Here is a 23,502-nt window from a genome sequence, read left to right as displayed (position 1 = left end):
AAAATTAAAGGTAAGTTGGGCCAGGAAGTTTGAGGGGTGATCAATCTTAGACAAAGGGCTAACATGCCGGCCTGTCCTGCTTTTGCGTGTGCGTTTCCTTATGCCCAACCAGCTCATCAAGACCCCTTGCGTCGGCCTTTGCTCCACTGTCTACGGTGACCTGGTGTGCCGTGGCTGCAAGCGGTTCCACCATGAAGTGATCCACTGGAACGGCTACAACGAAGAAGAAAAACGCGCGGTGTGGATGCGGCTCGAACAGCTGTTGGTGCAGGTGATGGTGGCCAAGTTGGAGGTTTTCGACCCCGGATTGCTGCGCCAGCAACTGGAATCACGCAAGATCCGCTTCGTGCCGCACCAGTCGGAATACTGCTGGGCCTATCAGTTGATCGCCCGGGGCGCGCGGGTGATCAACAACCTGGAAGCCTACGGCATGGTGTTGATGCCGGAATTTCGCGATTGGGAACTGCCGGACCTGCGCGATGCCATTGATCGGGAGTTTTTCCTTCTGTCCGAAGCCCATTACCAGCGCTACATCGCGCCGGGGTTCCTGAAGGATGCGATTGGCGGCTGACAGTTTTTGTGGCGAGGGTATTTATTGAAGCGTCGCACCGCCCCGCTGTGGGAGCAAAGCTTGCTCGCGATGCAGGCGCCTCGGTTCCAGAGAGACCGCGTCGTTTTTATCGCGGGCAAGCCTTGCTCCCACAGATAAATCCCCTCGCCACAGGTTGGCGTGTCAATCCTTGACCGCCAACTCCACCAGATGGTCCTCGACCTCCTGGGGCTTGAGCACCAGCACATCGCTTTCCAATGTGTCGAGCACCGCCTCGGCGGTGTTGCCGATCAGCACCCCGGACAACCCCGAGCGGGCCACGGTGCCGATCACTGTCACCGCCGCCTGCAGTCTGCGCGCCATGTACGGAATCAACACGTCCGCCGGGCCTTCTTCGATGTGCAGGTGCTGGTCGTCGATGTCGAATTCGGCCTGGAAGGCCCGGCATTGCTCGCGGTAACGGGCCTCGATGGTCTCCTTGAGCTGGAACGTCGGGTCGGCCGACGAGAGCATCGGCGAGGGGTGGGCGCTGATCACATGCAGGTGTGCCTTGGCCAGGAGGGCGATGTCATAGCCATGGTCGATGATGGTGGTGTGCAGGTGACGGTGCTCACCGTCGGCATTGCCCACATCGACGGCGGCGAGGATCACCTTGTCCTTCCAGGAACCGGCGGTTTTCACCAGCAGCACCGGGGTCGGGCAATGGCGTAGCAGCTTCCAGTCCGCCGGGGTCAGCAGGGCCTTTTTCAGCGGGCTGTCAGGGAAATGCTGTTTGATCACCAGCCCGCAACCTTCTGCTTGTTGCACGTCGATGATGGTTTCGTGGAGGCTTTCGTTCCAGGCCTGCTCGGTGGTGACGCTGTAGCCGTCGGCCAGCAATGCGCTCTTGAGCACGCTGAGCAGGCCGGCATGGTCATGTTTTCTGTCGCACACCAACAGGTGCAGGTGGGCCTGGGTCACCCCGGCGATCAGTTTGGCGCGCTTGAGCGCCAGGCTTTCCGCGTGTTCGGGCTCAATGACCACCAGGATGCTGCGAATGGCTTGCATGATCGGCGTTCTCCAATGAAAAGGCTGGCGTTGCTCAACTATAGTTCTTGTGGGGCAGTCTAGTGGCTGTGGAGGCATCATCGACTTGATGCATATCAACGGCGGTGGCTGGTGGTCTGGGGGCAGGCCGGTATAATCGGCGCCCTTCGCTCGACTACCTTTGCCCGTGAGCCCCATGAATCTTCCCGAAATCCACGAATTCCTTGGCTGCCGCACCCCCGATGCCTGGGTCCAGGCCGCGCTGGCCGACCAGGAAACGTTGCTGATCGACCACAAGAACTGCGAATTCAAGGCGGCCAGCACCGCCCTGAGCCTGATCGCCAAGTACCATTCCCACGTCGACCTGATCAACCTGATGTCGCGCCTGGCCCGGGAAGAGCTGGTGCACCACGAGCAAGTCATGCGCCTGATGAAAAAGCGCAAGATCGGCTTGCGCCAGCTCTCCGCCGGCCGTTATGCCTCGGGGCTGCGCAAAGTGGTACGCAGCCACGAGCCGGTTAAACTGGTGGACACCCTCGTCGTCGGCGCCTTCATCGAAGCCCGCAGTTGCGAGCGTTTCGAGGCCCTGGTGCCGCACCTGGACGAGGAGTTGGGCAAGTTCTACTTCGGTTTGCTGAAAAGCGAAGCCCGGCATTTCCAGGGCTACCTGAAACTGGCCTACCAGTATGGCGATGCCAAGGACATTGCCCAGGTGATCGACAAGGTCCGTGAGGCCGAGCGGGAACTGATCGAATCGCCGGATGTGGAGTTTCGCTTCCACAGTGGTGTGCCTGCGGCATAGGGCTGTTTGTCCTGACGCCATCGTCGGAACGCCGCCCGGAGCAAGCTTGCTCCCACAGGGAAATTTGGGTAAGGCACCAATATATTTGCAACGCCACAGAACAGTGTGGGAGCGGGCTTGCCCGCGAATGCGTCAGGTCAGTTGAATGAATGCTGGCTGACCCACCGCCATCGCGAGCAAGCCCGCTCCCACAGGGGGTGGGTTTCCCAAATCCAGTGGGAGCGAGCTTGCTCCGGGCGGCGTTCCGACGATGAGGCCTTCTGCAGCGCTGCCTCTCAACCAGTCAAACCCAGGCGCTCATGCCACTGGGCAATCGATTCCTCGGGATAAACCTCGAACTGCTGGTCCCCCCGATGCGCCTCGACCTCCACCCACGGCGCCTTGGAACCGAGCATCAAGTGGGTGTGTTCCGGCGGTACCGGCAGCGGCGTGTCGATGGCTGAAGCGAAGGGGTGCACCAAGTCCGGCCATTCGGGGCTGAACAGCCACAGCCCCGATCCACACAGGGAACAGAAATGCCGCTCGGCACTGCTGCGGTGGGCACGTTTGTCGCCGTCGTCCTTGAGCCGCGCATGGTAGATCGAGATGTGCTTGCGACCATGCACTTTCAAGCTTCGGGCATCGCCCCCCAGGTTGATCGCATAACCGCCGCCGCCCTGGGTTTTGCGGCAGATCGAGCAGTAGCAGCGTTGATAAGGGTAGGGGTGGGCACAGGCCAGGCTGAACGACACGGCGCCGCAGTGGCAGGATCCTTCTAGCTGCATGGGGACCTCCAGTTGGGTTGGGATGTTCATGACAGCCTAGACGGTTGGTCCTGGATTGTTGGCTGCCAGGCGGACGCCATCGCGAGCAGGCTCGCTCCCACATTTGATCTTCAGTGTCCACACAGTGTATCGACACAGAAAATCCCCTGTGGGAGCGAGCCTGCTCGCGATGAACGATTACGCGGTCTTGGAGTTAGGCACCCGCCACAAATACCACGCCGCCACCGTCCGATAAGGGCGCCAGGCCAGGCCGATCGCGGTCATCTGCTTGCGGCTGGGCTGTTGCGCCAATCCCTTGAGCCGTCGATACCCCTCGCGCACGCCAAAGTCGTCGGCCGGCAGGATGTCGGGCCGCTCCAGGCTGTAGATCAACAGCATTTCCACGGTCCAGCGCCCAACGCCACGCAGGCTGACCAGGCGCTCGATCAGCGCTTCGTCCTCCATCGCCCGTGCCGTGGCGTGGTCTGGCACCACCCCGTCCAGAGCTGCTTGGGCGATGCCCTGGAGGGTTGCGATCTTGCTGGCGGAAAATCCACAACCGCGTAATTGCATAACGTCTTTCGCCAGGATCTGCGCAGGTGTGGGGAATGTCTGCGCCGGGAACAACGCCAGCAGCCGACCCAGAATCGCATCGCCTGCCTTGGCGTGCAGTTGCTGGTAGGCAATCGCCCGCACCAAGGCTTCATAGGGATCGCGGGCCGGCTTGGGTTGCAGCAGGCAAGGGCCAATCGTCTTGACATGCCGTCGCCAGTCTTCGTCGAGATTGGCCAGGAAGACACTGGCATCGTGGTAGGGCACATGCATCAGGTATTCGTTCTCCGGGGCGCTCAAAACGCCAGGGGCAATGAAACCTGCACCGCGGCTTTTTCCAGCCGCAACAGAAACGCCTTGCGCGGCTGGCCGCCACCATAGCCGGTCAACGAGCCATCCGCACCGATCACTCGATGGCACGGAACAACGATGGCCAGGCGATTCTGCCCGTTGGCCAGGCCCACGGCGCGGCTGGCACCCGGGCTGCCCAGGGCCGTGGCGATGCCGCCGTAGCTGCGGGTTTCGCCGTAGGGAATCGTTTGCAATATAGCCCAGACGCGCACGGCGAATGCGCTGCCGGGCATGTGCAACGGGACCTTGAACGCCGTGAGTTTGCCGGCGAAGTAGTCGGCCAGTTCGGTTTCGATCTGTTGCAGGTGAGCGTTGTGCCCCGGCGCAACTGTGTAGCCGTAGCGTTGCTGCAATTCTTCCAGCTCCTTGGTCAGGGCCGGGCGGTCGAGGAACTCCAGCAGCACCAGGCCCCGGCGTTCGGCCATGGCCAGCATCGGCCCCAATGGCGTGGTCAGGCGGGTGAACAACAAGGGTTCGCTGAGGGCTGCGCGGCCCGGCGTGATGTGGAAGGATTTGACGAAGGCGTCGCGGAACCCGCTCAACGATTCATAGCCGGAATCGAACGCGGCATTGTCGATGGACGTGCCGTCTTTGATACCTCCCAAGGCAATGCCCAGGCGACGGGTACGCAGGTAGGCGTGAAAGGTCATGCCGAAATGTTGCTTGAACCAGCGGCGCAACTTCAGCGGTTCGATGCCTTGCTCCAGCAGCAAGGCGTCGGTCCAGCGCAGGTCGGGTTCGGCGTCCACGGCTTTGAGCAGGGCCTGGATCCAGTCCGGCGCAATGGCGGCAGCGTCCAGCGGCTTGCAGCGCAGGCAGGCGCGGTAGCCTGCCGACATGGCTTCGTCGGCGTGGGCGAAGAACTCCACGTTTTCCGGTTTCGGCTTGCGCGCGGTGCAACTGGGGCGACAGAAGATGCCGGTGGTCTTGACCGCGGTGAAGAACACCCCTTCGTAGGCGGTGTCTCGTTCGAGCATGGCGCGGACCATCTCGGCATGGGGCGGGAGCAGCGAGTCGTGTAGGTTCATGGAGCAGAGCATAGAACGGTGCCCGGGACGACTCCACCGAAAAATCGACAGTGAATTTCCCGGTCATTTGGTCGGGTGGTCGCGAACAAAAACTGAACCTTTGAGTCTTAAAGGTTCACCCGCTGTTTTTGTCTTTCGGAGACATCATGTCCAAACATAAGAAATCCCTGATTGCCGTTGCTGTCTGTGCCCTGGCGTTCGGTGCCTCGGCCTTGCTGCCTGCCGACCTGTCGCCGATCGGTTCGAGCTATGCCGCGGGCAATGGCGGTGGCGGTGGTGGTGGCGGCAATGGCGGTGGTGGCGGTCATGGCGGAGGAAACGGTGGTGGTAATGGCGGCGGCCACGGTGCTGGCATCGGCGGTGGCCAGGGCCATGACAAGTCGGGCGACGCCCGCGGCCTTGGCAAAGGATTGGCCAGCGACCACACCGGCACGCGTACCCGCACCCGGGACCATGGCGTGAGCGGCAAGCACACCGGCGCCACCCGCACCGACCGTACCAGCAAGGCTTCGTTGACGTCGACCATCGCCAACGACCGCGATACGCGCGGCCTGACCAAGGCGTCGGCGATCTCCACCGCCACGCCAGGCACCCACAACACCAAGGGCCTGACCAACGCGACCAGTTCTTCGATCAAGAACGATCGCTGATCGCCCGAACAAGCCGCGATGCCTGCAAGGTGTCGCGGCTTTTTTTCGTCTGTCAGTTACGCATGACCACAGCGTTCAATATTTCCAGAACACCGGCGTGAACAACACCAGCACCGTCAGGATCTCCAGTCGGCCCAACAGCATGCCGATCGTCAGCAGCCATTTTGCTGAATCCGGCAGCGTCGAGAAGTTGCCAGCCGGCCCGATGATGTTGCCCAAGCCTGGGCCCACGTTGCACACCGCGGTGGCCGCGCCGGTCAGGGCGGTTGTCCAATCCAGGCCTATCAGCGCCAGGCCCAGGGCAATGGTGCCGATTGTGATTGCGAAGAAGAACGAAAACGTCAGCAGTGAGCGAACGATTTCCTCATCGATGGGATGGTTGTTGTATTTCTTCTGGATCACCGCCCGGGGGTGGATCAGTTGTTTCAAACTGCCCATCAGCAGAACCTTGGCCACTTGAAAGCGAAAAATCTTCAGCCCCCCGGACGTGGATCCCGAACAGCCTCCCACGAACGTCAAGTAGAAGAACAGCAACAGGGCGAAGCTGCCCCACAGCGTGTAGTCACCCAATGCCACGCCCGTGGTGGTGACGACAGAGGTGACATTGACGGCCACGATGCGAACCGCGTCCCACCAATCATGATCACTGTTCAGGCTCAGCCAGGTACCGACCACGAGCCAGGTGATGACCAGAAAACCGATGAAACCCCGAACCTGCTGATCCTTGAGCAACGCACGCCGGTTCCCCCGCAGCGTCGCGACATACAGCGTAAAGGGCAGCGCTCCCGCCATCATGATGATCACCGACACCCAGTGAATGGCCGGTTGCGTCCAGTGCGCCAGGGAAGAGTCGGAGGTAGAGAAGCCGCCGGTGGAGATCAATGACATCGCATGGTTGATGGCCTCGAAGGGCGTCATGCCGGCCAGCCACAGCGCCAAGGTCGCGAAGGCGGTCAGCGCGACATAGATCCAAAGGATGTAGTTGGCCGCGACGTGAGAACGCGGCGTGACTTTCTCCGACCAGTCCGACGATTCGGTCTGGAACAACCGCATGCCGCCGACCCGCAGCAGCGGCAGGATCGCCACGGCCATGCCGATAAAGCCGATGCCGCCGAGCCAATGCAGCATCGAGCGCCAGATCAACAGGCCGGGGGATGCCGTATCGAGCCCGGTGAGGATGGTCGAGCCGGTGGTCGTGATGCCCGACATGGTCTCGAAAAATGCATCGGTGTAACTGATGTGCTGGATGAATACCATCGGCAGGGCGGCGAAGGCGCAGACCACCACCCAACTGGCGGTGGTCAGCAGGTACATTTCCCTGGGGCGCATGTGGACATGTTCCGGTCGTCCACGGGCGACCAGGGCGATACCACAAACAAAGGTAATCAGGCTCGACCAAAGAAACGCCGACAAATCATCGTTGCGCTCGTAAAGCAGCAGCGTGAACAGCGGGATCGCCATGCTGATCGCCAGGGTAATCAGGAAAATTCCGAGGATGAAACCGATGAGACGCAGAACCGCAATCGACATGAGAAACGCCTGATCCATTGAGCCGCACAGTATCGATTTGGTGAATCGGCTACCGCGTAAAGTTTGCGTAAAAAAATAGGCGGTGACGCTCGATGACAAGGCAGTTTTCTTCAATACCCTCGAAGCAGGCCCCGTTACCTTTGAGACTCGTTCCTGAACTGAAGAAGATATGTGATGAGCTTGTTATTTTCCATGGCAACTTTTGCGTTGGTGGCTTCCATTACCCCAGGCCCGGTCAATATCGTCGCCCTCAGCTCGGGGGCCCGCTACGGGTTTCGGGCCACGTTGCGACACGTGGCCGGCGCCACCCTCGGGTTTGTCCTGCTGCTGGTCTTGATGGGGTTGGGGTTGCATGAAGTGTTGCAGCGTTGGCCGGGGCTTACCCGCGTGGTGCAACTGGCGGGTGTGGCATTCCTGTTGTTCATGGCCTGGAAACTGGCGATGGACAACGGCGAACTGGGGGAGCGGGACGACGGGCGCGCGCCATCGATGCTCTACGGCGCGCTGATGCAATGGCTCAATCCCAAGGCCTGGCTGGCCTGCGTGGCGGGGATGGGCGCATTCGTGGCCGATGGCGAGGCACGGCTGGTGTGGCAGTTTGCAGCGATCTACCTGGTTATCTGCTACGTCTCGGTGGGCTGCTGGGCCTACGCTGGGAGTTTCCTGCGCGCGTGGTTGGGGAACCCGGCGACGATGCGCCTGTTCAACCGGGCAATGGCGGCGTTGTTGGTGGTGAGTGCGGTGTATCTGTTGTTGCCGTGAGCTGAAGTGGCGGCAACCCTGGTTTTTAAGAAGCAAGTGCTGTTGTGGCTGCAATCCGCGCTTTAGAGGTGGGAACGCTGTTGTGGCGAGGGAGCTTGCTCCCGCTCGACTGCGCAGCAGTCGCCCAGAATCGAGGGCTACTGCGTAGCCCAGCGGGAGCAAGCTCCCTCGCCACAGGGGGACTCACCCCATTTCCGGGCTGCGGTATCAGCCGCGATATTGCCCGGGCGTCGCCGCCAGGTGTTGCTTGAAAGCGCGCTGGAAATGCGCCTGGTCGGCAAACCCGCTCTCCAGCGCTACATCGGCGATCAGCTTGCCTTCGCGCAATTGGCGCCGGGCAAACTGGATCCGACGGTTGACCAGGAAGGCGTGGGGCGTCATCCCGTAATGGCGCTTGAAGGCTCGGCTCAGGTAGGACGGCGACAGCTGCGCGGCGGCACAGATGTCTTCGAGCTTCAAGGCTTCGCTGCAATGGTCGTGGATAAATTGCGCCGCACGCATCAGCCCTGGATGACTGCCCCGGTCCGGACGACCGGCAGGGTTGAGCCGTTGTTGCAGGTCGATGAAGAACGCCTCGGCGGCGGCGTGCTTGCCGGTCGTGTCGAGTTGCCCGTCCAGCAATTGGCCATACAACCTTCCCAGTGCGGCAAACAGCTCCGCGTCGCGGCTGTGCGTGGTGGCGAACCCCTGGAAATCCAGGTTTTGGTCAAAGCCGATACGACGCTGCAAGTCCCGGAGCCACAGGGTGTCGACGTACAGCATCACGTAGGACCACGGCTGATCGTCGATCGGGTTGCAGGCGTGGACGTCGCCGGGGTTCATCAGCACCACCGTGCCGCTTTCCACTTGGAAGCTCGAGCGCTCGTGAATATAGGTGCTGCGCCCGGCGGTGATCGCGCCGATGGAGAAGTGATCATGGGAGTGACGCGAATAGCAAACCTTGCGCCCATCGTCGATGGCCCTGGCTTCGATGAAGGGCAGGGCCGCGTCGCGCCAGAAGCGTGGGGCGGCGTCAGGGTTGGCGTGCTTCATCGGTCAGCGTCCTCGTCTTGAACCTGGGTGGCAGTGTATTAGCCCTGGCCGGCAAATGCCCGTTGGATTTGGTTGTTCTGTCCAACGGCGGTCGTTCCTGGACTAGACTCCAGAAAGTCCCGCCAATGGAGTTTCCGATGCTTGCGCCAGGTAAACCGGACAACGAAGCCGTTCGCCTCAAGAATCTGCACTCGCTCAAGCTGCTCGATACCGCACCGGAAGAGCGGTTCGATCGCCTGACCCGCCTTGCTCGGCGTCTGTTTGACGTGCCCATCGCCCTGGTGTCGCTGGTGGACGCCAACCGGCAGTGGTTCAAGTCCAGTGCTGGCCTGGACGCCAGCGAAACCTCGCGGGAAGTTTCCTTTTGCGGGCATGCGATTTTGCAGGATCAGATCCTGGAGATCTGCGACGCGGAACAGGATGAGCGCTTCCACGACAACCCGTTGGTCACGGACACGCCTGGCATTCGCTTCTACGCGGGGCATCCGCTGGGGCTGGAGGACGGCAGTAAGCTGGGCACGTTGTGCCTGCTCGACACCAGGCCGCGCCGGCTCAATGACGAAGAGCGCGAACTGCTGCGTGACTTGGCGCGCATGGCCGAGCAGGAAATGGTCGCGGTGCAGATGGCGAGCATGGACGAGCTGACGCTGTTGTCCAATCGCCGCGGCTTCAGGACGCTGGCCCAGCATGCATTGAATGTGTGTGATCGCTTGTCGCGACCGGCGACGCTGCTGTTCTTCGATCTCAATGACTTCAAGCCGATCAATGATCGCTATGGGCACGCCGAGGGTGACAACGCGCTGAAAACCTTCGCCGATGTGCTGCGCATCGCCTTTCGCGAAAGTGATGTGATCGGTCGCTTGGGCGGTGATGAATTCGTGGCGCTGCTCACGGGTTCTTCCCATATCGAGACAACGACAATCATGGCGCGGCTCCAGGAAATCCTTGATGAACGCAATGCGATGTTGCAGCGCGGCTATGACATTCGTTTCAGCGTTGGCCAGATCGAGTACGACGCCCAGCGCCATCGGTCGATCGACAATCTAATGGCTGACGCCGATGCGGCGATGTATGCGCAGAAACAGGCGCTGCGCAGTTAACACAGACTGATCAGGCCACCGCCTATCCCTGTGGGAGCGAGCCTGCTCGCGATGACCGAGTCACACTCAACATTTATGCCAACTGACCCACCGCAATCGCGAGCAGGCTCGCTCCCACAAGGGGATTTGTAGTGAGAGCATAAAAAAACGCCGCTTGCCCTTTCCAGGACGAGCGGCGTTTTTCAAGCGCGGTGCGCGTGAAGATTACTCTTCGATGTTACCCATGGCGGTGGTGTTGAAGCCGCCGTCCACGTACATGATTTCACCGCTGATGCCCGACGCCAGGTCCGAGCACAGGAAGGCGCCGGCGTTGCCGACTTCTTCGATGGTGACGTTGCGACGCAGCGGGGTTTGCGCTTCGTTGGCGGCCAGCATCTTGCGGAAGTTCTTGATGCCGGAAGCGGCGAGGGTGCGGATCGGGCCTGCCGATACGCAGTTGACGCGGGTGCCGTCCGGGCCCAGGGAGCCAGCCAGGTAGCGAACGCCGGCTTCCAGGGAAGCCTTGGCCATGCCCATGACGTTGTAGTTCGGCATGGTGCGCTCGGCGCCCAGGTACGACAGGGTCAGCAGGCTGCCGTTGCGGCCTTTCATCATTTCGCGACCGGCCTTGGCCAGGGCCACGAAGCTGTAGGCGCTGATGTCGTGGGCAATGCGGAAACCTTCACGGGTGGTGGCTTCGGTGAAGTCGCCGTCCAGTTGGTCGCCCGGGGCGAAGCCCACGGAGTGCACGATGCAGTCCAGGCCGTCCCACTTCTTGCTCAGTTCTTCGAAGACCTTGGCGATTTCTTCATCGCTGGCCACGTCGCACGGGAAGCACAGCTCAGGGCTCGAGCCCCAGCCCTGTGCGAACTCTTCGACACGACCCTTGAGTTTGTCGTTCTGATAAGTGAAGGCAAGCTCAGCGCCCTCGCGATGCATGGCGGCGGCGATGCCGGATGCGATGGACAGCTTGCTGGCGACACCGACGATCAGTACGCGCTTACCGGCGAGAAAACCCATGTGTTGCTCCTCTTTTCAGGTTATTCGGCAGTTGTTGGGGCCAGGAAGGCGGCCTCCAGCAACTGCTGTGTATAGGGGTGCTGCGGCGCGGCGAATATGCTGCGGGCATCACCTTGTTCGACCACTTGGCCATGCTTGACCACCATCAACTGGTGGCTCAGCGCTTTGACGACAGCCAGGTCATGGCTGATAAACAGGTACGTCAGGTTGTACTTGGTTTGCAACGACCGCAACAGCTCCACCACTTGGCGTTGCACGGTACGGTCCAGGGCCGACGTCGGTTCATCCAGCAGAATCAACGCCGGCTTGAGCACCAGGGCCCGGGCAATGGCGATACGCTGCCGTTGCCCTCCGGAAAATTCATGGGGGTAGCGGTTCCGGGTTTCCGGGTCCAGGCCTACCTCCTTCAATGCCGCGATTATCGCTTGTTCCTGTTCGGCTTCGGTGCCGATCTTGTGGATCCGCAGGCCTTCGCCGACGATCTGGCTCACACACATCCTTGGGCTCAGGCTACCGAACGGGTCCTGAAACACCACTTGCATCTCCCGGCGCAGCGGCCGAACTTGTTGCTGCGTCAGGCTGTCCAGCTGCTTGCCTTCGAAACGGATCCCGCCCTGGCTGCCGATCAACCGCAGGATTGCCAGCCCCAGGGTGGACTTGCCGGAGCCGCTTTCGCCGACGATGCCCAAGGTCTGGCCCTGGGGCAGGCTGAAGCGGATGCCGTCCACGGCCTTGATGTAGTCCACCGTGCGTTTGAACAGGCCTTTCTTGATCGGGAACCAGACTTTCAGGTCCTCGACCTGCAACAGCGGCGGGCCGACGACATTGGTCGCCGGGATGCCGCTGGGTTCGGCGCCCAGCAGTTCCCGAGTGTACGGATGCTGCGGTGCGCGGAACAACTCTTCGCACGATGCCTGTTCGACGATGCAACCGCGCTGCATGACACATACGCGATGCGCAATTCTTCGCACCAGGTTCAAATCGTGGCTGATCAGCAGCAGCGACATGCCCAGGCGCGCCTGCAATTCCTTGAGCAATTGGAGGATTTTCAGCTGGACGGTGACGTCCAGAGCGGTGGTCGGCTCATCGGCAATCAGCAGTTCCGGCTCGTTGGCCAGGGCCATGGCGATCATCACCCGCTGGCGCTGGCCGCCCGACAGCTCGTGGGGCAGGGCCTTGAGGCGCTTGTGGGGCTCGGGGATGCCAACCAGTTCCAGCAACTCAAGGGTCCGGCGGGTCGCGACCTTGCCGCTCAGGCCCTTGTGGATGCCGAGCACTTCATTGATTTGTTTTTCAATGGAGTGCAACGGGTTGAGGGAGGTCATCGGCTCCTGGAAGATCATCGCGATCCGATTTCCACGGATATGCCGGATGGTTTTTTCTTTCAACCCCAGCAAATCCTGGCCGGCGTACTGGATGGTCCCGCTGGGGTGATGGGCCAGGGGGTAGGGCAGCAAGCGCAGGATCGAGTGGGCCGTAACCGATTTGCCCGAGCCGCTTTCACCCACCAGGGCCAGGGTTTCGCCGCGCTTGATATCGAAGCTGACGCCCTCGACCACGCGCTGGCGGCGTTCGCCGACAACGAATTCCACCGACAGGTCGCGTACTTCGATCAGATTATCCTGGTTCATATCACTTCCTCGGATCGAAGGCATCGCGAGCGGACTCGCCGATGAACACCAACAGGCTCAGCATCAGGGCCAGCACGGCGAACGCGCTGATGCCCAGCCATGGCGCCTGGAGGTTGGACTTGCCTTGGGCCACCAATTCGCCCAGGGACGGCGCGCCTGGCGGCAGGCCAAAGCCGAGGAAATCCAGGGCGGTGAGGGTGCCGATGGCGCCGGTGAGGATGAACGGCATGAAGGTCATGGTCGAGACCATGGCGTTGGGCAGGATGTGGCGGAACATGATCGCGCCGTTCTGCATGCCCAGTGCTCGCGCGGCGCGCACGTATTCCAGGTTGCGCCCGCGCAGGAACTCGGCGCGGACCACGTCCACCAGGCTCATCCAGGAAAACAGCAGCATGATCCCCAGTAGCCACCAAAAATTGGGCTGCACGAAGCTGGCCAGGATGATCAACAGGTACAACACCGGCAGCCCGGACCAGATTTCCAGGAAGCGCTGCCCGGCCAGGTCGACCCAGCCGCCATAGAAACCCTGCAGCGCGCCGGCGATCACGCCGATGATCGAGCTGAGCACGGTCAGCGTCAGGGCAAACAGTACCGAGATGCGGAAGCCATAGATGACCCGGGCCAGGACATCGCGGCCCTGGTCATCGGTACCCAGCCAATTCATGGACGAAGGGGGAGCAGGGGCCGGGACCTTCAGGTCGTAATTGATGCTCTGGTAGCTGAACGGAATCGGTGCCCACACCACCCAGGCGTCCTTGGCCGCCAGCAGTTCGCGGATGTAGGGGCTCTTGTAGTTGGCTTCCAGGGGGAACTCGCCACCGAACGTGGTTTCCGGGTAGCGCTTGAGGGCCGGGAAGTACCAGCCGTCGTCGTAATGCACCACCAACGGCTTGTCGTTGGCGATCAACTCGGCGCCCAGGCTCAGCCCGAACAGGACCAGAAACAGCCACAGCGACCACCAGCCACGCTTGTTGGCCTTGAACAGTTCGAAACGACGGCGATTGAGAGGGGACAGGTTCATCTCAATGCTCCCGACTTTCGAAGTCGATACGTGGATCGACAAAGGTATAGGTCAAGTCGCCGATCAGTTTCACCACCAGGCCCAGCAAGGTGAAGATGAACAGGGTGCCGAACACCACCGGATAGTCGCGGTTGATGGCCGCTTCGAAACTCATCAGGCCGAGGCCGTCGAGGGAGAAGATCACTTCCACCAGCAGCGAGCCGGTGAAAAAGATCCCGATGAATGCCGACGGGAAACCGGCGATCACCAGCAGCATGGCGTTGCGGAAGACATGGCCGTAGAGCACCCGATGGCGGGTCAGGCCCTTGGCCTTGGCGGTAACCACGTATTGCTTGTTGATTTCGTCGAGGAAGCTGTTCTTGGTCAGCAGGGTCATGGTGGCGAAGTTGCCGATCACCAGGGCCGTCACCGGCAAGGCCAGGTGCCAGAAGTAATCGAGGATCTTGCCGCCCATGCTCAATTCGTCGAAGTTGTTGGAAGTCAGTCCGCGTAGCGGGAACCAGTCGAAATAACTGCCGCCGGCAAATACCACGATCAGCAGGATGGCGAACAGGAACGACGGGATCGCGTAGCCGACGATGATTGCCGAGCTGGTCCACACGTCGAAATGGCTGCCATGCCGCGTCGCCTTGGCGATCCCCAGCGGGATCGACACCAGGTACATGATCAGCGTGCTCCACAGGCCGAGGGAGATGGACACCGGCATTTTTTCCTTGATCAGGTCGATGACCTTGGCGTCGCGGAAAAAACTGTCACCGAAGTCCAGGCGGGCGTAATTCTTGATCATGATCCACAGGCGTTCGGGCGCCGACTTGTCGAAGCCGTACATGCGTTCGATTTCCTTGACCAGCGCCGGGTCCAGGCCCTGGGCACCGCGGTAGGAGGAACCGGCCACCGACACTTCAGCACCACCGCCGGCAATGCGGCTGGTGGCGCCCTCGAAGCCCTCGAGCTTGGCGATCATCTGTTCCACCGGCCCACCGGGCGCGGCCTGGATGATGATGAAGTTGATCAACAGAATGCCGAACAGGGTCGGAATGATCAGCAGCAGTCGCCGAAAGATATAAGCCAGCATCTTGTTACTCCATGCTCGCAGGGGCGCTGTTTCGCTGCTCGGAGAATTGTTGCAGCACTTCATCAGCCGGCTTGAAGTCCGGCTTGACCCACCATGTGGTCGTGCCGATGTCGTAGGTCGGGGTAACTTTCGGATGGTCGATGTGGCTCCAGTAGGCCACGCGCCAGGTCTTGATGTGCCAGTTGGGGATCACGTAGTAGCCCCATTGCAGGACGCGGTCCAATGCCCGGGCATGGGCCACCAGGCTTTTGCGCGAATCGGCATTGATCAATTGCTCCACCAGTTGGTCCACGGCCGGGTCCTTCAAGCCCATGGTGTTGCGGCTGCCGGGCTTGTCGGCGGCGGCGGACATCCAGAACTCGCGCTGTTCATTACCTGGCGAGCTGGATTGCGGGAAGCTGCCCACTACCAGGTCGAAGTCCCGCGAGCGCACACGGTTGATGTACTGGGAGACATCGACGCGGCGGATGACCAGTTCGATGCCCAAGTCACTCAGGTTGCGCTTGAATGGCAACAAGACCCGCTCGAACTCGGTCTGGGCCAGCAGAAACTCCAGCACCACGGGCTTGCCTTGGGCATCGACCATCTTGTCGTCGACGATGCGCCATCCGGCCTCCTGCAGCAGATGATAGGCCTTGCGTTGCTGGTCGCGGATCATGCCGCTGCCGTCACACATGGAAGGCTGGAAGGCTTCGGTGAAGACCTGCTCGGGAATCTTGCCGCGCAAGGGTTCGAGGATTTTCAGTTCGTCTTCGCCAGGCAGCCCGGTTGCCGCCATCTCCGAGTTCTCGAAATAGCTGCGGGTGCGGGCATAGGCACCATGGAACAGCTGTTTGTTGGTCCACTCGAAGTCCAGCAGCAGGCTAAGGGCCTTGCGTACCCGTACGTCCTGGAAAACCGGGCGACGCAGGTTGTAGATAAAGCCCTGCATGCCGGTAGGGTTGCCGTTGGGGATCTGTTCCTTGATCAACCGACCTTCGGTCACGGCAGGGATGTTATAGGCGTTGGCCCAGTTCTTGGCGGCCATTTCCAGCCAGTAATCGAACTGTCCGGCTTTCAAGGCCTCCACGGCCACGGTGTTGTCGCGGTAATAGTCGGTAGTCAGCACGTCGAAATTGTAGAAACCACGGTTGACCGGCAGGTCCTTGCCCCAATAGTCCTTCACGCGCTCATAGCGGATCGAGCGTCCGGCCTTCACTTCGGTGACCTTGTAGGGACCGCTGCCCAAGGGGATCTCAAGGTTGCCCTTGCTGAAATCTCGACTGGCCCACCAGTGCTTGGGCAGGACGGGCAATTGTCCGAGGATCAATGGCAGCTCGCGATTATTGGTGTGCTTGAACTTGAAGAGGACCTTGAGCGGTTCTTCGGCGATGACTTCGGCGACGTCGTTGTAATAGCCGCGAAACATCGGGGCGCCGTCCTTGGTCAGGGTCTGGAAGCTGAAGACTACGTCTTCTGCGCGTACCGGGTGGCCATCGTTGAAACGGGCTTCGGGGCGCAGGTAGAAGCGTACCCAGCCATTATCCGGGGCTTTCTCGATTTTTTCGGCGATCAACCCGTATTCGGTGAACGGTTCGTCCAGGCCTTGCTTGGCCAGGGTGTCGTAGATCAAACCGATGTCGTCGGCCGGTACGCCTTTGCTGATGAACGGGTTGAGGCTGTCGAAGCTGCCAAATCCGCCTTGGCGGAATATTCCACCCTTGGGCGCATCGGGGTTCACGTAGTCGAAATGCTTGAAATCCGCCGGGTACTTCGGCGGCTCGTTGTACAGCGTCAAGGCGTGCTGCGGCGCGGCGCAGGCCAGCCCGGCGAATAACAGGCAACTGGCCTGCAGGAGCAGGGCACGTAGAGGCTTCATTGATCTTTCTCCGAAGATTTCAGCCACCAGGCGCTCAGGCCTAGGGTGTAGGGCGGCGTGGTGACGAAGGCGAACCGGTTGCGGTACGCCAGGCGATGATAATTGAGATACCAGTTGGGAATGCAGTAATGCTGCCACAACAGCACGCGATCCAGGGCCTTGCCGGCGGCGACCTGTTCGTCGCGGGTCTGGGCGGCGAGCAGTTTTTCCAACAGGTGGTCGACCACCGGGTTGGCGATCCCGGCGTAGTTCTTGCTGCCCTTGACCCCGACCTGGCTGGAGTGGAAGTACTGCCATTGCTCCAGGCCAGGGCTGAGGGTCTGGCCCAGCGTGAGCAGGATCATGTCGAAGTCGAACTGGTCCAGGCGCTGCTTGTATTGGGCGCGGTCCACCGTGCGCAGCCGGGCCTGGATGCCGATGCTGGCGAGGTTCTCGACGTAGGGTTGCAGGATCCGCTCCAGGTTCGGGTTCACCAGCAGGATCTCGAAACTCAGGGGCTGGCTATCGGCGTTTAGCAGGCGCTGGCCGTTGAGGCTCCAACCGGCCTCCTTCAGTAATGCCAATGCTTTGCGCAGGGTTTCCCGGGGAATGCCGCGCCCGTCGGTCTTGGGCAAGCTGAAGGGTTCGGTGAGCAGTTTGGACGGCAATTGTTCGCGGTACGGCTTGAGCAGCAGCCATTCATGGCCCACCGGCAAGCCGGTGGCAGAGAACTCGCTGTTGGGGTAGTAGCTGAGGGTGCGCTTGTAGGCACCGCTGAACAGGGTACGGTTGGTCCACTCGAAATCGAACATCAGCCCAAGGGCTTCCCGCACCTTGATCTCGGCGAACGTGCCGCGCCGGGTGTTCATGAACAGGCCTTGGGTCTGGGTCGGGATCTGGTGGGGGATCTGCGCCTTGATCACATCGCCGCGGTTGACCGCCGGGAATTGATAGCCGTTGGCCCAGTTCTTGGCCTGATGCTCGATGTAGATGTCGAATTCACCGGCCTTGAAGGCTTCGAAGGCAACTTCGCTGTCACGGTAGAACTCCACGTCCATGCGGTCGTAGTTGTACTTGCCGCGATTGACCGGCAGATCCTTGCCCCAGTAGTCCTTGACCCGTTCGAACACCAGTTGGCGACCGGGTTGCACTTTGGTGATGCGATACGGCCCGCTGCCCAAGGGCGGCTCGAAGGTCGTCGCCTTGAAATCGCGGCCTTTCCAGTAATGCTGGGGCAACACCGGCAGCTCACCCAGGCGCAGGATCAGCAGCGGATTGCCCGCGCGCTTGAAGACAAAGCGGATTTTCAGTGGGTTGAGAATATCGACCCGCAGCACTTCCTGCAGGTTGGTGCGGTATTGCGGATGGCCGTCCTTGAGCAGTGTCCTGTAGGAGAACGCTACGTCATAAGCGGTGATGGGCACGCCATCGTGGAACCGCGCCTCGGGGCGCAGGTTGAACACCACCCAGCTGCGATCTTCGCTGTATTCCACCGACTGGGCGATCAGGCCATAGCTCGACGTCGGTTCATCACCGGACGGTGCGTACTGGCCGGTGCCGACCATCAGCGGTTCGTTCAGCTCATTGATGCCGTATTGCAGGAAATTCGGGGTGGAAGCCGGGCTGCTGCCCTTGAATGTGTAAGGGTTGAGCGTATCGAAGGTGCCGAATGCCATGACCCGCAAGACTCCGCCCTTGGGCGCTTGCGGGTTGACCCAGTCGAAGTGGGTGAACCTGGCCGGGTACTTGAGCGTGCCGAACTGCGCATAACCATGGCTTTCGCTGAGGGTTGCGCTGGCGGGAGAGCTCAAGGCCAGGCTGATCAGGAGCAGGAGGAGGGGACGTATCAAGTCTGAGATCCGATCCAGGCGGCTTGGGCTTTTATGGCCTGTACAGTAACAGCTTGTATCGGCAGGAAAAAGGCGGGGTTTAGAGGGGATGCCAGTCAGCTAAGCGGATACCTGTGGGAGCAAGGCTTGCCCGCGATGAACGATAACGCGGTCCGACTGTTAAACCGCGGTGCGACCATCGCGGGCAAGCCTTGCTCCCACAGAACTCCCCACAAGCCTTGCTCCTGCAGATGAGTTCCTTCACTACACAAAATTTTCCGGTCAACTTAGTGTGGGGAATAGACCGTCAGCATCTGCCCAGGCTTGAGCGCCTTGCCCATTCGCGGGTTCCAGCGCTTGAGGTGCTGCATTTCCACGTTGAAGCGCTTGGCGACCACGTACAGGGAATCACCTTGCTTGACCTTGTACTGGGTTTGCTTCTTCTGGTTCTTGCTGTTGGCGGCCACCACGGTGCTGATGCGCTTGCCGGTGGTCTTGCTGGCCCTGGTGTCCTGCATCACCAAGGTCTGGCCGACCTTGAGCTTGTTGCCGCTGAGTCTGTTCCAACGTTGCAGATCCTTGGTCTGGACCTTGTTGGCCTTGGCGATCTGGGCCAGGTTGTCGCCGCGCTTGACGCGGTAGGTGCGCCTGGCACCTTCCACTTCGCTGTCGTCGGCGGATTCGAAAACCGGCTTGAGGGCGCGCTGGCTGATCAACTCTTCCGGGCGCATGGTCGACAGGCTGGCGGTCAGCAACTGGGCCTTGGACGTCGGCACCAGCAAATGCTGGGGACCGTCGATGGTGGTGCGCTGCTTGAAAGCCGGGTTGAGCTGGAACAGCTCGTCTTCGTCGATGTTGGCCACCGCCGCGACCTTGGACAGGTCCATGCGCTGGTTGATTTCGACGACTTGGAAATAAGGTTCGTTGGCGATCGGGTTGAGGTTCACGCCATAGGCATCGGGCGCGAGCACGACTTGGGACAGCGCCAGCAACTTCGGCACATAGGCCTGGGTCTCGCTGGGCAGCGGCAGGTTCCAGTAGTCGGTGGGCAAGCCCAGTTTCTCGTTGCGCTCGATGGCGCGGCTGACCGTGCCTTCCCCGGCGTTGTAGGCCGCCAGCGCCAGCAGCCAGTCGCCGTTGAACATGTCGTGCAGGCGAGTCAGGTAGTCCAGGGCGGCCGTGGTGGAGGCGGTGATGTCGCGACGCCCGTCGTAGAAGCGGGTCTGGCGCAGGTTGAAGTAACGCCCCGTGGACGGGATGAATTGCCACAGGCCCACTGCGTGGGCCCGGGAATAGGCCATGGGGTTGTAAGCGCTCTCGATCACTGGCAGCAATGCCAGCTCCAGCGGCATGTTGCGCTCTTCGAGGCGTTCGACGATGTAATGGATGTACAGGCTGCCGCGCTCACCGGCGTTTTCCATGACCGAAGGGTTGCTGGCGAACCACAGGCGCTGTTGCTCGATACGCGGGTTGACGCCAGCTGTTTCCTGCAGTTGGAAGCCCTGGCGCATGCGCTCCCAGACGTCCTGGGGCACTTGAGGGGTGGGTTTCTCGGTGAGCCAAACCGGCTTCTGTTTGGCGCGAGCGGCGATCTTCGGGGTGTGCGCCGCGTCGGTCTGCGGCAGCTGGCTCGTGCTCTGGCAGCCCGCCAAGGTGGCGGACACAGCCACCGCGATGGCTTGAGCCAAGCGGGTCAATGTGTCTGACTGGACGGACCTACGTATAGATGACGACATTGGCTGGAAGTAAGTTCCGGGCAAAAATGTCGGCCGATTCTAGGAAGCGCACCCCAACAGGTCAACCTTTCAGAATTTTTGTATCAATCGATAGCTGCCTTAGAACTTATCTTTCCAAGCCCTCAAGGCCGCAAAAACCTCACTCGGCGTCTGGTTTCGCTGGCCGTTCCGTTCGTCCGCTTTTTGTTTAACGGATGTTTCAGCGGTGCGCAGGAATGGATTGGTGAGTTTCTCCAGGGCCAAGGTCGAAGGCAGGGTGATGACGCCTTCGTCGCGTTGGCGGCTGACTTTTTCCAGTCGGGCGGCGATGTCCGGGTTGCCCGGTTCCACGGCAGCGGCGAACTTCAGGTTGCTGAGGGTATATTCATGGGTGCAGTAGACCAGCGTATCTTCAGGCAGGGCGGCGAGGCGGCTGAGCGAGTGGTGCATTTGTGCGGGTGTGCCTTCGAAGAGTCGGCCGCAACCGGCGGCGAACAAGGTGTCGCCGCAGAAAAGCAGGCCATGGTGGTAATAGGCGATGTGCCCCAGCGTATGGCCGGGCACGGCATGGACATCGAAGTCCCAGCCCAGCACATGGACCTTGTCGTTATCATTCAGTGCATGGTCCCGCGCCGGGATGTCTTCGCTGGCCGGGCCGTAGACGGTCGCGTTCGTCGCGTTCTTGAGTGTCTGGACGCCGCCGACATGATCATGGTGATGGTGGGTGATCAGGATGTCGCTCAGGACCCAGCCCGGATGGGCATCGAGCCAGGCCTGTACGGGCGCGGCATCCCCCGGGTCGACCACGGCGCAGCGCTGGGTGGCGTGGTCCTGTAACAACCAGATGTAGTTATCGGTGAATGCGGGCAGGGCACTGATCTGTATCATCGTGGAATTCGCCAAGCGGAAAACAAAGGCGCATCTTAGAACTTCCTGACGCGTTGGAGAATGCAATGACCGATGAAGCGTTCGCTCAGGCTGATCCTGACTGGCTGGCGTTGATCAGCGCCGCCCGTGAATGGCTGTCCGGCCCTGTGGGGCAATTTTTGCTGGATGAAGAACGGCGCATGCTCGAAGACGAGTTGGGCCGGTTTTTCGGCGGCTATCTGGTGCATTACGGGCCGTCGGCGCAAACGCCGCCGTCGGCGCCGCAAGTCCAGCGCAACGTTCGCCTGGGTGCGCCGTTGCCCGGGGTGGAAATCGTCTGCGAAGAGCAGGCCTGGCCGCTGAGCGAGCATGCCGCCGACGTAGTGGTCATGCAGCACGGGCTGGATTTCTGCCTGTCGCCCCACGGCTTGCTCCGCGAGGCCGCCAGCAGCGTGCGCCCCGGCGGGCATCTGTTGATCATCGGTATCAATCCCTGGAGCAGCTGGGGGTTGCGTCATGTATTCGCCCACGATGCCTTGCGTCAGGCCCGCTGCATCTCGGCGTCGAGGGTTGGCGACTGGCTCAACCTGCTGGGCTTCGCGCTGGAGAAACGCCGCTTCGGGTGCTATCGTCCGCCGCTTGCGTCACCCAAGTGGCAGGCACGCCTGGCCGGCTGGGAGCGCAAGGCTGGCGACTGGCAGCTGTCCGGCGGCGGGTTCTACCTGCTGGTGGCGCGCAAGATCGCGGTCGGGTTGCGCCCGGTACGTCAGGCGCGACGCGAGCCGATGGGCAAGCTGATTCCCTTGCCAATGGCCAAGGTCAATCGTCGCCACATCGAGCCGTAACCTTTTTCTGATGGTTCTTGCCGGCATTGGGCTGCGGGTTTTGTCGGGCCCGATCGGCGGGCCTTTGCATTTTTTCCTGGATAGATTGGCATGAGCGATAGCGTAGAACTCTTCACTGATGGCGCCTGCAAGGGCAACCCCGGTCCGGGCGGCTGGGGCGCGTTGCTGGTGTGCAAGGGCGTGGAGAAGGAACTCTGGGGCGGCGAAGCCAATACCACCAACAATCGCATGGAACTGATGGGCGCCATCCGAGGCCTGGAAGAGCTCAAGCGGTCCTGCGATGTGTTGTTGGTGACCGACTCGCAGTACGTCATGAAAGGCATCAACGAGTGGATGGCCAACTGGAAGAAGCGCGGCTGGAAGACGGCGGCGAAGGAGCCGGTGAAAAACGCCGACCTGTGGAAGCTGCTGGATGAGCAAGTAAACCGCCACAACGTCACCTGGAAATGGGTGCGTGGCCACATCGGCCACCACGGCAACGAGCGGGCCGATCAGTTGGCCAATCGTGGGGTGGATGAGGTGCGGGGCTATAAGCAGGCTTGATCGGGAGCTCGTTAGGATCTGGATAGGTTGGTTTTGTGGCGAGGGGATTTATCCCCGCTGGGGCGCGAAGCGGCCCTATTAATCTGCCTGACACACCACAGGTTCTGACTTCGGGGCTGCTTCGCAGCCCAGCGGGGATAAATCCCCTCGCCACAAAAGCGGTGTGCAGTACTGCGCTTCGTGAGCGTGTTAACATCCGCGCTTTTGCAAGACTGCCCGTTGAGAGCTGAACACTGATGGCCAACAGATCTGTAGTACTGGATACCGAAACCACCGGCATGCCGGTGACCGATGGTCACCGGATTATTGAAATCGGTTGTGTCGAGCTGATCGGCCGGCGCCTGACCGGTCGGCATTTCCATGTTTACCTGCAACCGGACCGCGAAAGTGACGAGGGCGCCATCGGCGTCCACGGCATCACCAACGAATTCCTGGTGGGCAAGCCGCGTTTCGCCGAAGTGGCCGATGAGTTCTTCGAATTCATCCAGGGCGCGCAGTTGATCATCCACAACGCGGCGTTCGACGTCGGGTTCATCAACAACGAATTCGCCCTGATGGGCCAGCACGACCGGGCCGACATCACCCAGCATTGCACCATCCTCGATACCCTGATGATGGCCCGGGAGCGCCACCCGGGGCAGCGCAACAGCCTCGATGCCTTGTGCAAGCGCTACGGCGTCGATAACTCCGGTCGTGAACTGCACGGCGCCTTGCTCGACTCCGAGATCCTGGCCGACGTCTACCTGACCATGACCGGCGGCCAGACCAGCCTGTCCCTGGCCGGCAACGCCTCGGACGGCAACGGTACTGGCGAAGGCTCAGGCAACCAGGCCACGGAAATCCGCCGCTTGCCCGCTGACCGCCAGCCCTCGCGGATCATCCGCGCCAGCGAAAACGACCTGGCCGAGCATGCCGCGCGTCTGGAAGCCATCGCCAAATCCGCGGGTGCTCCGGCATTGTGGACGCAACTGGCCGAGTCGCAGGCCGCCACGCACGGATGAAACCCTGTGAGAG

The 23,502-nt window shown here is 61.2% G+C and carries 22 protein-coding genes; 8 read left to right on the top strand and 14 right to left on the bottom strand.

What is annotated here, in order from left to right:
• Positions 1-100: 100 nt before the first annotated feature.
• Positions 101-571 carry a DUF1289 domain-containing protein gene (locus J3361_RS15280; protein WP_109756018.1) on the top strand — a complete coding sequence of 157 codons (471 nt, stop codon included), beginning with the start codon at positions 101-103 and terminating at the stop codon, positions 569-571.
• Positions 572-733: 162 nt separating this feature from the next.
• On the opposite strand, the gene J3361_RS15275 is transcribed toward J3361_RS15280, so the two are convergent.
• Positions 734-1,597 carry a universal stress protein gene (locus J3361_RS15275; protein ID WP_207965287.1) on the bottom strand — a complete coding sequence of 288 codons (864 nt, stop codon included), beginning with the start codon at positions 1,595-1,597 and terminating at the stop codon, positions 734-736.
• A gap of 175 nt (positions 1,598-1,772) precedes the next feature.
• Between J3361_RS15275 and miaE the strand changes: the two genes are divergently transcribed.
• Complete coding sequence (miaE, locus tag J3361_RS15270) at positions 1,773-2,378, top strand: tRNA isopentenyl-2-thiomethyl-A-37 hydroxylase MiaE (RefSeq protein ID WP_186704851.1); 606 nt, start codon at positions 1,773-1,775, stop codon at positions 2,376-2,378.
• A gap of 275 nt (positions 2,379-2,653) precedes the next feature.
• Here miaE and J3361_RS15265 read toward each other — a convergent pair whose 3' ends face one another.
• The 3 genes from J3361_RS15265 to J3361_RS15255 form a co-directional block, all read right to left on the bottom strand.
• Positions 2,654-3,142 carry a GFA family protein gene (locus J3361_RS15265; protein ID WP_207965286.1) on the bottom strand — a complete coding sequence of 163 codons (489 nt, stop codon included), beginning with the start codon at positions 3,140-3,142 and terminating at the stop codon, positions 2,654-2,656.
• 177 nt (positions 3,143-3,319) lie between these two features.
• Positions 3,320-3,946 (bottom strand): DNA-3-methyladenine glycosylase, encoded by a 627-nt coding sequence (locus tag J3361_RS15260; RefSeq protein WP_207965285.1) that lies wholly within the window; start codon positions 3,944-3,946, stop codon positions 3,320-3,322.
• A 23-nt stretch (positions 3,947-3,969) separates the two neighbouring features.
• Entirely contained in the window at positions 3,970-5,052 is a 1,083-nt protein-coding gene (locus J3361_RS15255; protein ID WP_207965284.1) for a trifunctional transcriptional activator/DNA repair protein Ada/methylated-DNA--[protein]-cysteine S-methyltransferase, read from the bottom strand.
• Between the two features lie 146 nt (positions 5,053-5,198).
• Between J3361_RS15255 and J3361_RS15250 the strand changes: the two genes are divergently transcribed.
• Positions 5,199-5,702, top strand: coding sequence for a hypothetical protein (locus J3361_RS15250; protein ID WP_207965283.1), 504 nt, complete (start codon positions 5,199-5,201; stop codon positions 5,700-5,702).
• A gap of 75 nt (positions 5,703-5,777) precedes the next feature.
• Here J3361_RS15250 and J3361_RS15245 read toward each other — a convergent pair whose 3' ends face one another.
• A complete protein-coding gene (locus tag J3361_RS15245) occupies positions 5,778-7,232 on the bottom strand; it encodes a TrkH family potassium uptake protein (RefSeq protein WP_207965282.1) in 1,455 nt (484 codons plus the stop codon).
• Between the two features lie 174 nt (positions 7,233-7,406).
• On the opposite strand from J3361_RS15245, the gene J3361_RS15240 reads away from it, so the two are divergent.
• On the top strand, positions 7,407-7,994 hold the full coding sequence (locus J3361_RS15240) for a LysE family translocator (RefSeq protein WP_207965281.1): 588 nt from the start codon (positions 7,407-7,409) through the stop codon (positions 7,992-7,994).
• Between the two features lie 207 nt (positions 7,995-8,201).
• Here J3361_RS15240 and J3361_RS15235 read toward each other — a convergent pair whose 3' ends face one another.
• Complete coding sequence (locus J3361_RS15235; RefSeq protein WP_207965280.1) at positions 8,202-9,026, bottom strand: AraC family transcriptional regulator; 825 nt, start codon at positions 9,024-9,026, stop codon at positions 8,202-8,204.
• A gap of 137 nt (positions 9,027-9,163) precedes the next feature.
• Between J3361_RS15235 and J3361_RS15230 the strand changes: the two genes are divergently transcribed.
• On the top strand, positions 9,164-10,126 hold the full coding sequence (locus J3361_RS15230; RefSeq protein ID WP_207965279.1) for a sensor domain-containing diguanylate cyclase: 963 nt from the start codon (positions 9,164-9,166) through the stop codon (positions 10,124-10,126).
• Between the two features lie 204 nt (positions 10,127-10,330).
• Here the strand turns inward: J3361_RS15230 and fabI are convergent, their stop codons facing one another.
• The 8 genes from fabI to gloB form a co-directional block, all read right to left on the bottom strand.
• On the bottom strand, positions 10,331-11,125 hold the full coding sequence (gene fabI, locus J3361_RS15225) for an enoyl-ACP reductase FabI (protein WP_003202751.1): 795 nt from the start codon (positions 11,123-11,125) through the stop codon (positions 10,331-10,333).
• Positions 11,126-11,145: 20 nt separating this feature from the next.
• The gene (locus J3361_RS15220; RefSeq protein ID WP_207965278.1) at positions 11,146-12,756 is read right to left on the bottom strand and encodes an ABC transporter ATP-binding protein; all 1,611 of its coding nucleotides are present in this window, start codon (positions 12,754-12,756) and stop codon (positions 11,146-11,148) included.
• Position 12,757: 1 nt separating this feature from the next.
• Complete coding sequence (locus tag J3361_RS15215) at positions 12,758-13,777, bottom strand: ABC transporter permease (protein ID WP_207965277.1); 1,020 nt, start codon at positions 13,775-13,777, stop codon at positions 12,758-12,760.
• A 1-nt stretch (position 13,778) separates the two neighbouring features.
• Positions 13,779-14,852: a microcin C ABC transporter permease YejB gene (locus tag J3361_RS15210; protein WP_207965276.1), complete on the bottom strand. Its 1,074-nt coding sequence runs from the start codon at positions 14,850-14,852 to the stop codon at positions 13,779-13,781.
• Positions 14,853-14,856: 4 nt separating this feature from the next.
• Positions 14,857-16,710, bottom strand: a complete 1,854-nt coding sequence (locus J3361_RS15205) for an extracellular solute-binding protein (protein ID WP_207965275.1) — start codon at positions 16,708-16,710, stop codon at positions 14,857-14,859.
• On the bottom strand, positions 16,707-18,536 hold the full coding sequence (locus J3361_RS15200) for an extracellular solute-binding protein (protein WP_207965295.1): 1,830 nt from the start codon (positions 18,534-18,536) through the stop codon (positions 16,707-16,709). Before J3361_RS15200 ends, J3361_RS15205 begins: the two co-directional genes overlap by 4 nt.
• Positions 18,537-18,805: 269 nt before the next feature.
• Positions 18,806-20,254: a transglycosylase SLT domain-containing protein gene (locus tag J3361_RS15195; protein ID WP_207965274.1), complete on the bottom strand. Its 1,449-nt coding sequence runs from the start codon at positions 20,252-20,254 to the stop codon at positions 18,806-18,808.
• A 99-nt stretch (positions 20,255-20,353) separates the two neighbouring features.
• Positions 20,354-21,121 (bottom strand): hydroxyacylglutathione hydrolase, encoded by a 768-nt coding sequence (gene gloB / locus J3361_RS15190; RefSeq protein WP_207965273.1) that lies wholly within the window; start codon positions 21,119-21,121, stop codon positions 20,354-20,356.
• Between the two features lie 65 nt (positions 21,122-21,186).
• Between gloB and J3361_RS15185 the strand changes: the two genes are divergently transcribed.
• From J3361_RS15185 to dnaQ, 3 genes are all read left to right on the top strand, one after another.
• Entirely contained in the window at positions 21,187-21,945 is a 759-nt protein-coding gene (locus J3361_RS15185) for a methyltransferase domain-containing protein (protein WP_207965272.1), read from the top strand.
• A gap of 90 nt (positions 21,946-22,035) precedes the next feature.
• Positions 22,036-22,488 (top strand): ribonuclease HI, encoded by a 453-nt coding sequence (gene rnhA / locus J3361_RS15180; RefSeq protein WP_003180633.1) that lies wholly within the window; start codon positions 22,036-22,038, stop codon positions 22,486-22,488.
• 236 nt (positions 22,489-22,724) lie between these two features.
• On the top strand, positions 22,725-23,489 hold the full coding sequence (gene dnaQ, locus J3361_RS15175; RefSeq protein WP_207965271.1) for a DNA polymerase III subunit epsilon: 765 nt from the start codon (positions 22,725-22,727) through the stop codon (positions 23,487-23,489).
• The last annotated feature ends 13 nt before the right edge of the window (positions 23,490-23,502 follow it).

It is taken from the genome of Pseudomonas sp. OA65, from assembly GCF_017498305.1.
Lineage (GTDB): Bacteria > Pseudomonadota > Gammaproteobacteria > Pseudomonadales > Pseudomonadaceae > Aquipseudomonas > Aquipseudomonas zanjanensis.
The sequence above is the reverse complement of the archived record's forward strand: the minus strand, read 5'-3'. Positions and strand labels throughout refer to the sequence as shown.

Excerpts from the sequence above, each read along its gene's own strand:
- J3361_RS15280 (WP_109756018.1), top strand. The coding sequence starts at position 101 with ATGCCCAACCAGCTCATCAAGACCCCTTGCGTCGGCCTTTGCTCCACT.
- J3361_RS15275 (WP_207965287.1), bottom strand. The coding sequence starts at position 1,597 with ATGCAAGCCATTCGCAGCATCCTGGTGGTCATTGAGCCCGAACACGCG.
- miaE (WP_186704851.1), top strand. The coding sequence starts at position 1,773 with ATGAATCTTCCCGAAATCCACGAATTCCTTGGCTGCCGCACCCCCGAT.
- J3361_RS15265 (WP_207965286.1), bottom strand. The coding sequence starts at position 3,142 with ATGCAGCTAGAAGGATCCTGCCACTGCGGCGCCGTGTCGTTCAGCCTG.
- J3361_RS15260 (WP_207965285.1), bottom strand. The coding sequence starts at position 3,946 with ATGCATGTGCCCTACCACGATGCCAGTGTCTTCCTGGCCAATCTCGAC.
- J3361_RS15255 (WP_207965284.1), bottom strand. The coding sequence starts at position 5,052 with ATGAACCTACACGACTCGCTGCTCCCGCCCCATGCCGAGATGGTCCGC.
- J3361_RS15250 (WP_207965283.1), top strand. The coding sequence starts at position 5,199 with ATGTCCAAACATAAGAAATCCCTGATTGCCGTTGCTGTCTGTGCCCTG.
- J3361_RS15245 (WP_207965282.1), bottom strand. The coding sequence starts at position 7,232 with ATGTCGATTGCGGTTCTGCGTCTCATCGGTTTCATCCTCGGAATTTTC.
- J3361_RS15240 (WP_207965281.1), top strand. The coding sequence starts at position 7,407 with ATGAGCTTGTTATTTTCCATGGCAACTTTTGCGTTGGTGGCTTCCATT.
- J3361_RS15235 (WP_207965280.1), bottom strand. The coding sequence starts at position 9,026 with ATGAAGCACGCCAACCCTGACGCCGCCCCACGCTTCTGGCGCGACGCG.
- J3361_RS15230 (WP_207965279.1), top strand. The coding sequence starts at position 9,164 with ATGCTTGCGCCAGGTAAACCGGACAACGAAGCCGTTCGCCTCAAGAAT.
- fabI (WP_003202751.1), bottom strand. The coding sequence starts at position 11,125 with ATGGGTTTTCTCGCCGGTAAGCGCGTACTGATCGTCGGTGTCGCCAGC.
- J3361_RS15220 (WP_207965278.1), bottom strand. The coding sequence starts at position 12,756 with ATGAACCAGGATAATCTGATCGAAGTACGCGACCTGTCGGTGGAATTC.
- J3361_RS15215 (WP_207965277.1), bottom strand. The coding sequence starts at position 13,777 with ATGAACCTGTCCCCTCTCAATCGCCGTCGTTTCGAACTGTTCAAGGCC.
- J3361_RS15210 (WP_207965276.1), bottom strand. The coding sequence starts at position 14,852 with ATGCTGGCTTATATCTTTCGGCGACTGCTGCTGATCATTCCGACCCTG.
- J3361_RS15205 (WP_207965275.1), bottom strand. The coding sequence starts at position 16,710 with ATGAAGCCTCTACGTGCCCTGCTCCTGCAGGCCAGTTGCCTGTTATTC.
- J3361_RS15195 (WP_207965274.1), bottom strand. The coding sequence starts at position 20,254 with ATGTCGTCATCTATACGTAGGTCCGTCCAGTCAGACACATTGACCCGC.
- gloB (WP_207965273.1), bottom strand. The coding sequence starts at position 21,121 with ATGATACAGATCAGTGCCCTGCCCGCATTCACCGATAACTACATCTGG.
- J3361_RS15185 (WP_207965272.1), top strand. The coding sequence starts at position 21,187 with ATGACCGATGAAGCGTTCGCTCAGGCTGATCCTGACTGGCTGGCGTTG.
- rnhA (WP_003180633.1), top strand. The coding sequence starts at position 22,036 with ATGAGCGATAGCGTAGAACTCTTCACTGATGGCGCCTGCAAGGGCAAC.
- dnaQ (WP_207965271.1), top strand. The coding sequence starts at position 22,725 with ATGGCCAACAGATCTGTAGTACTGGATACCGAAACCACCGGCATGCCG.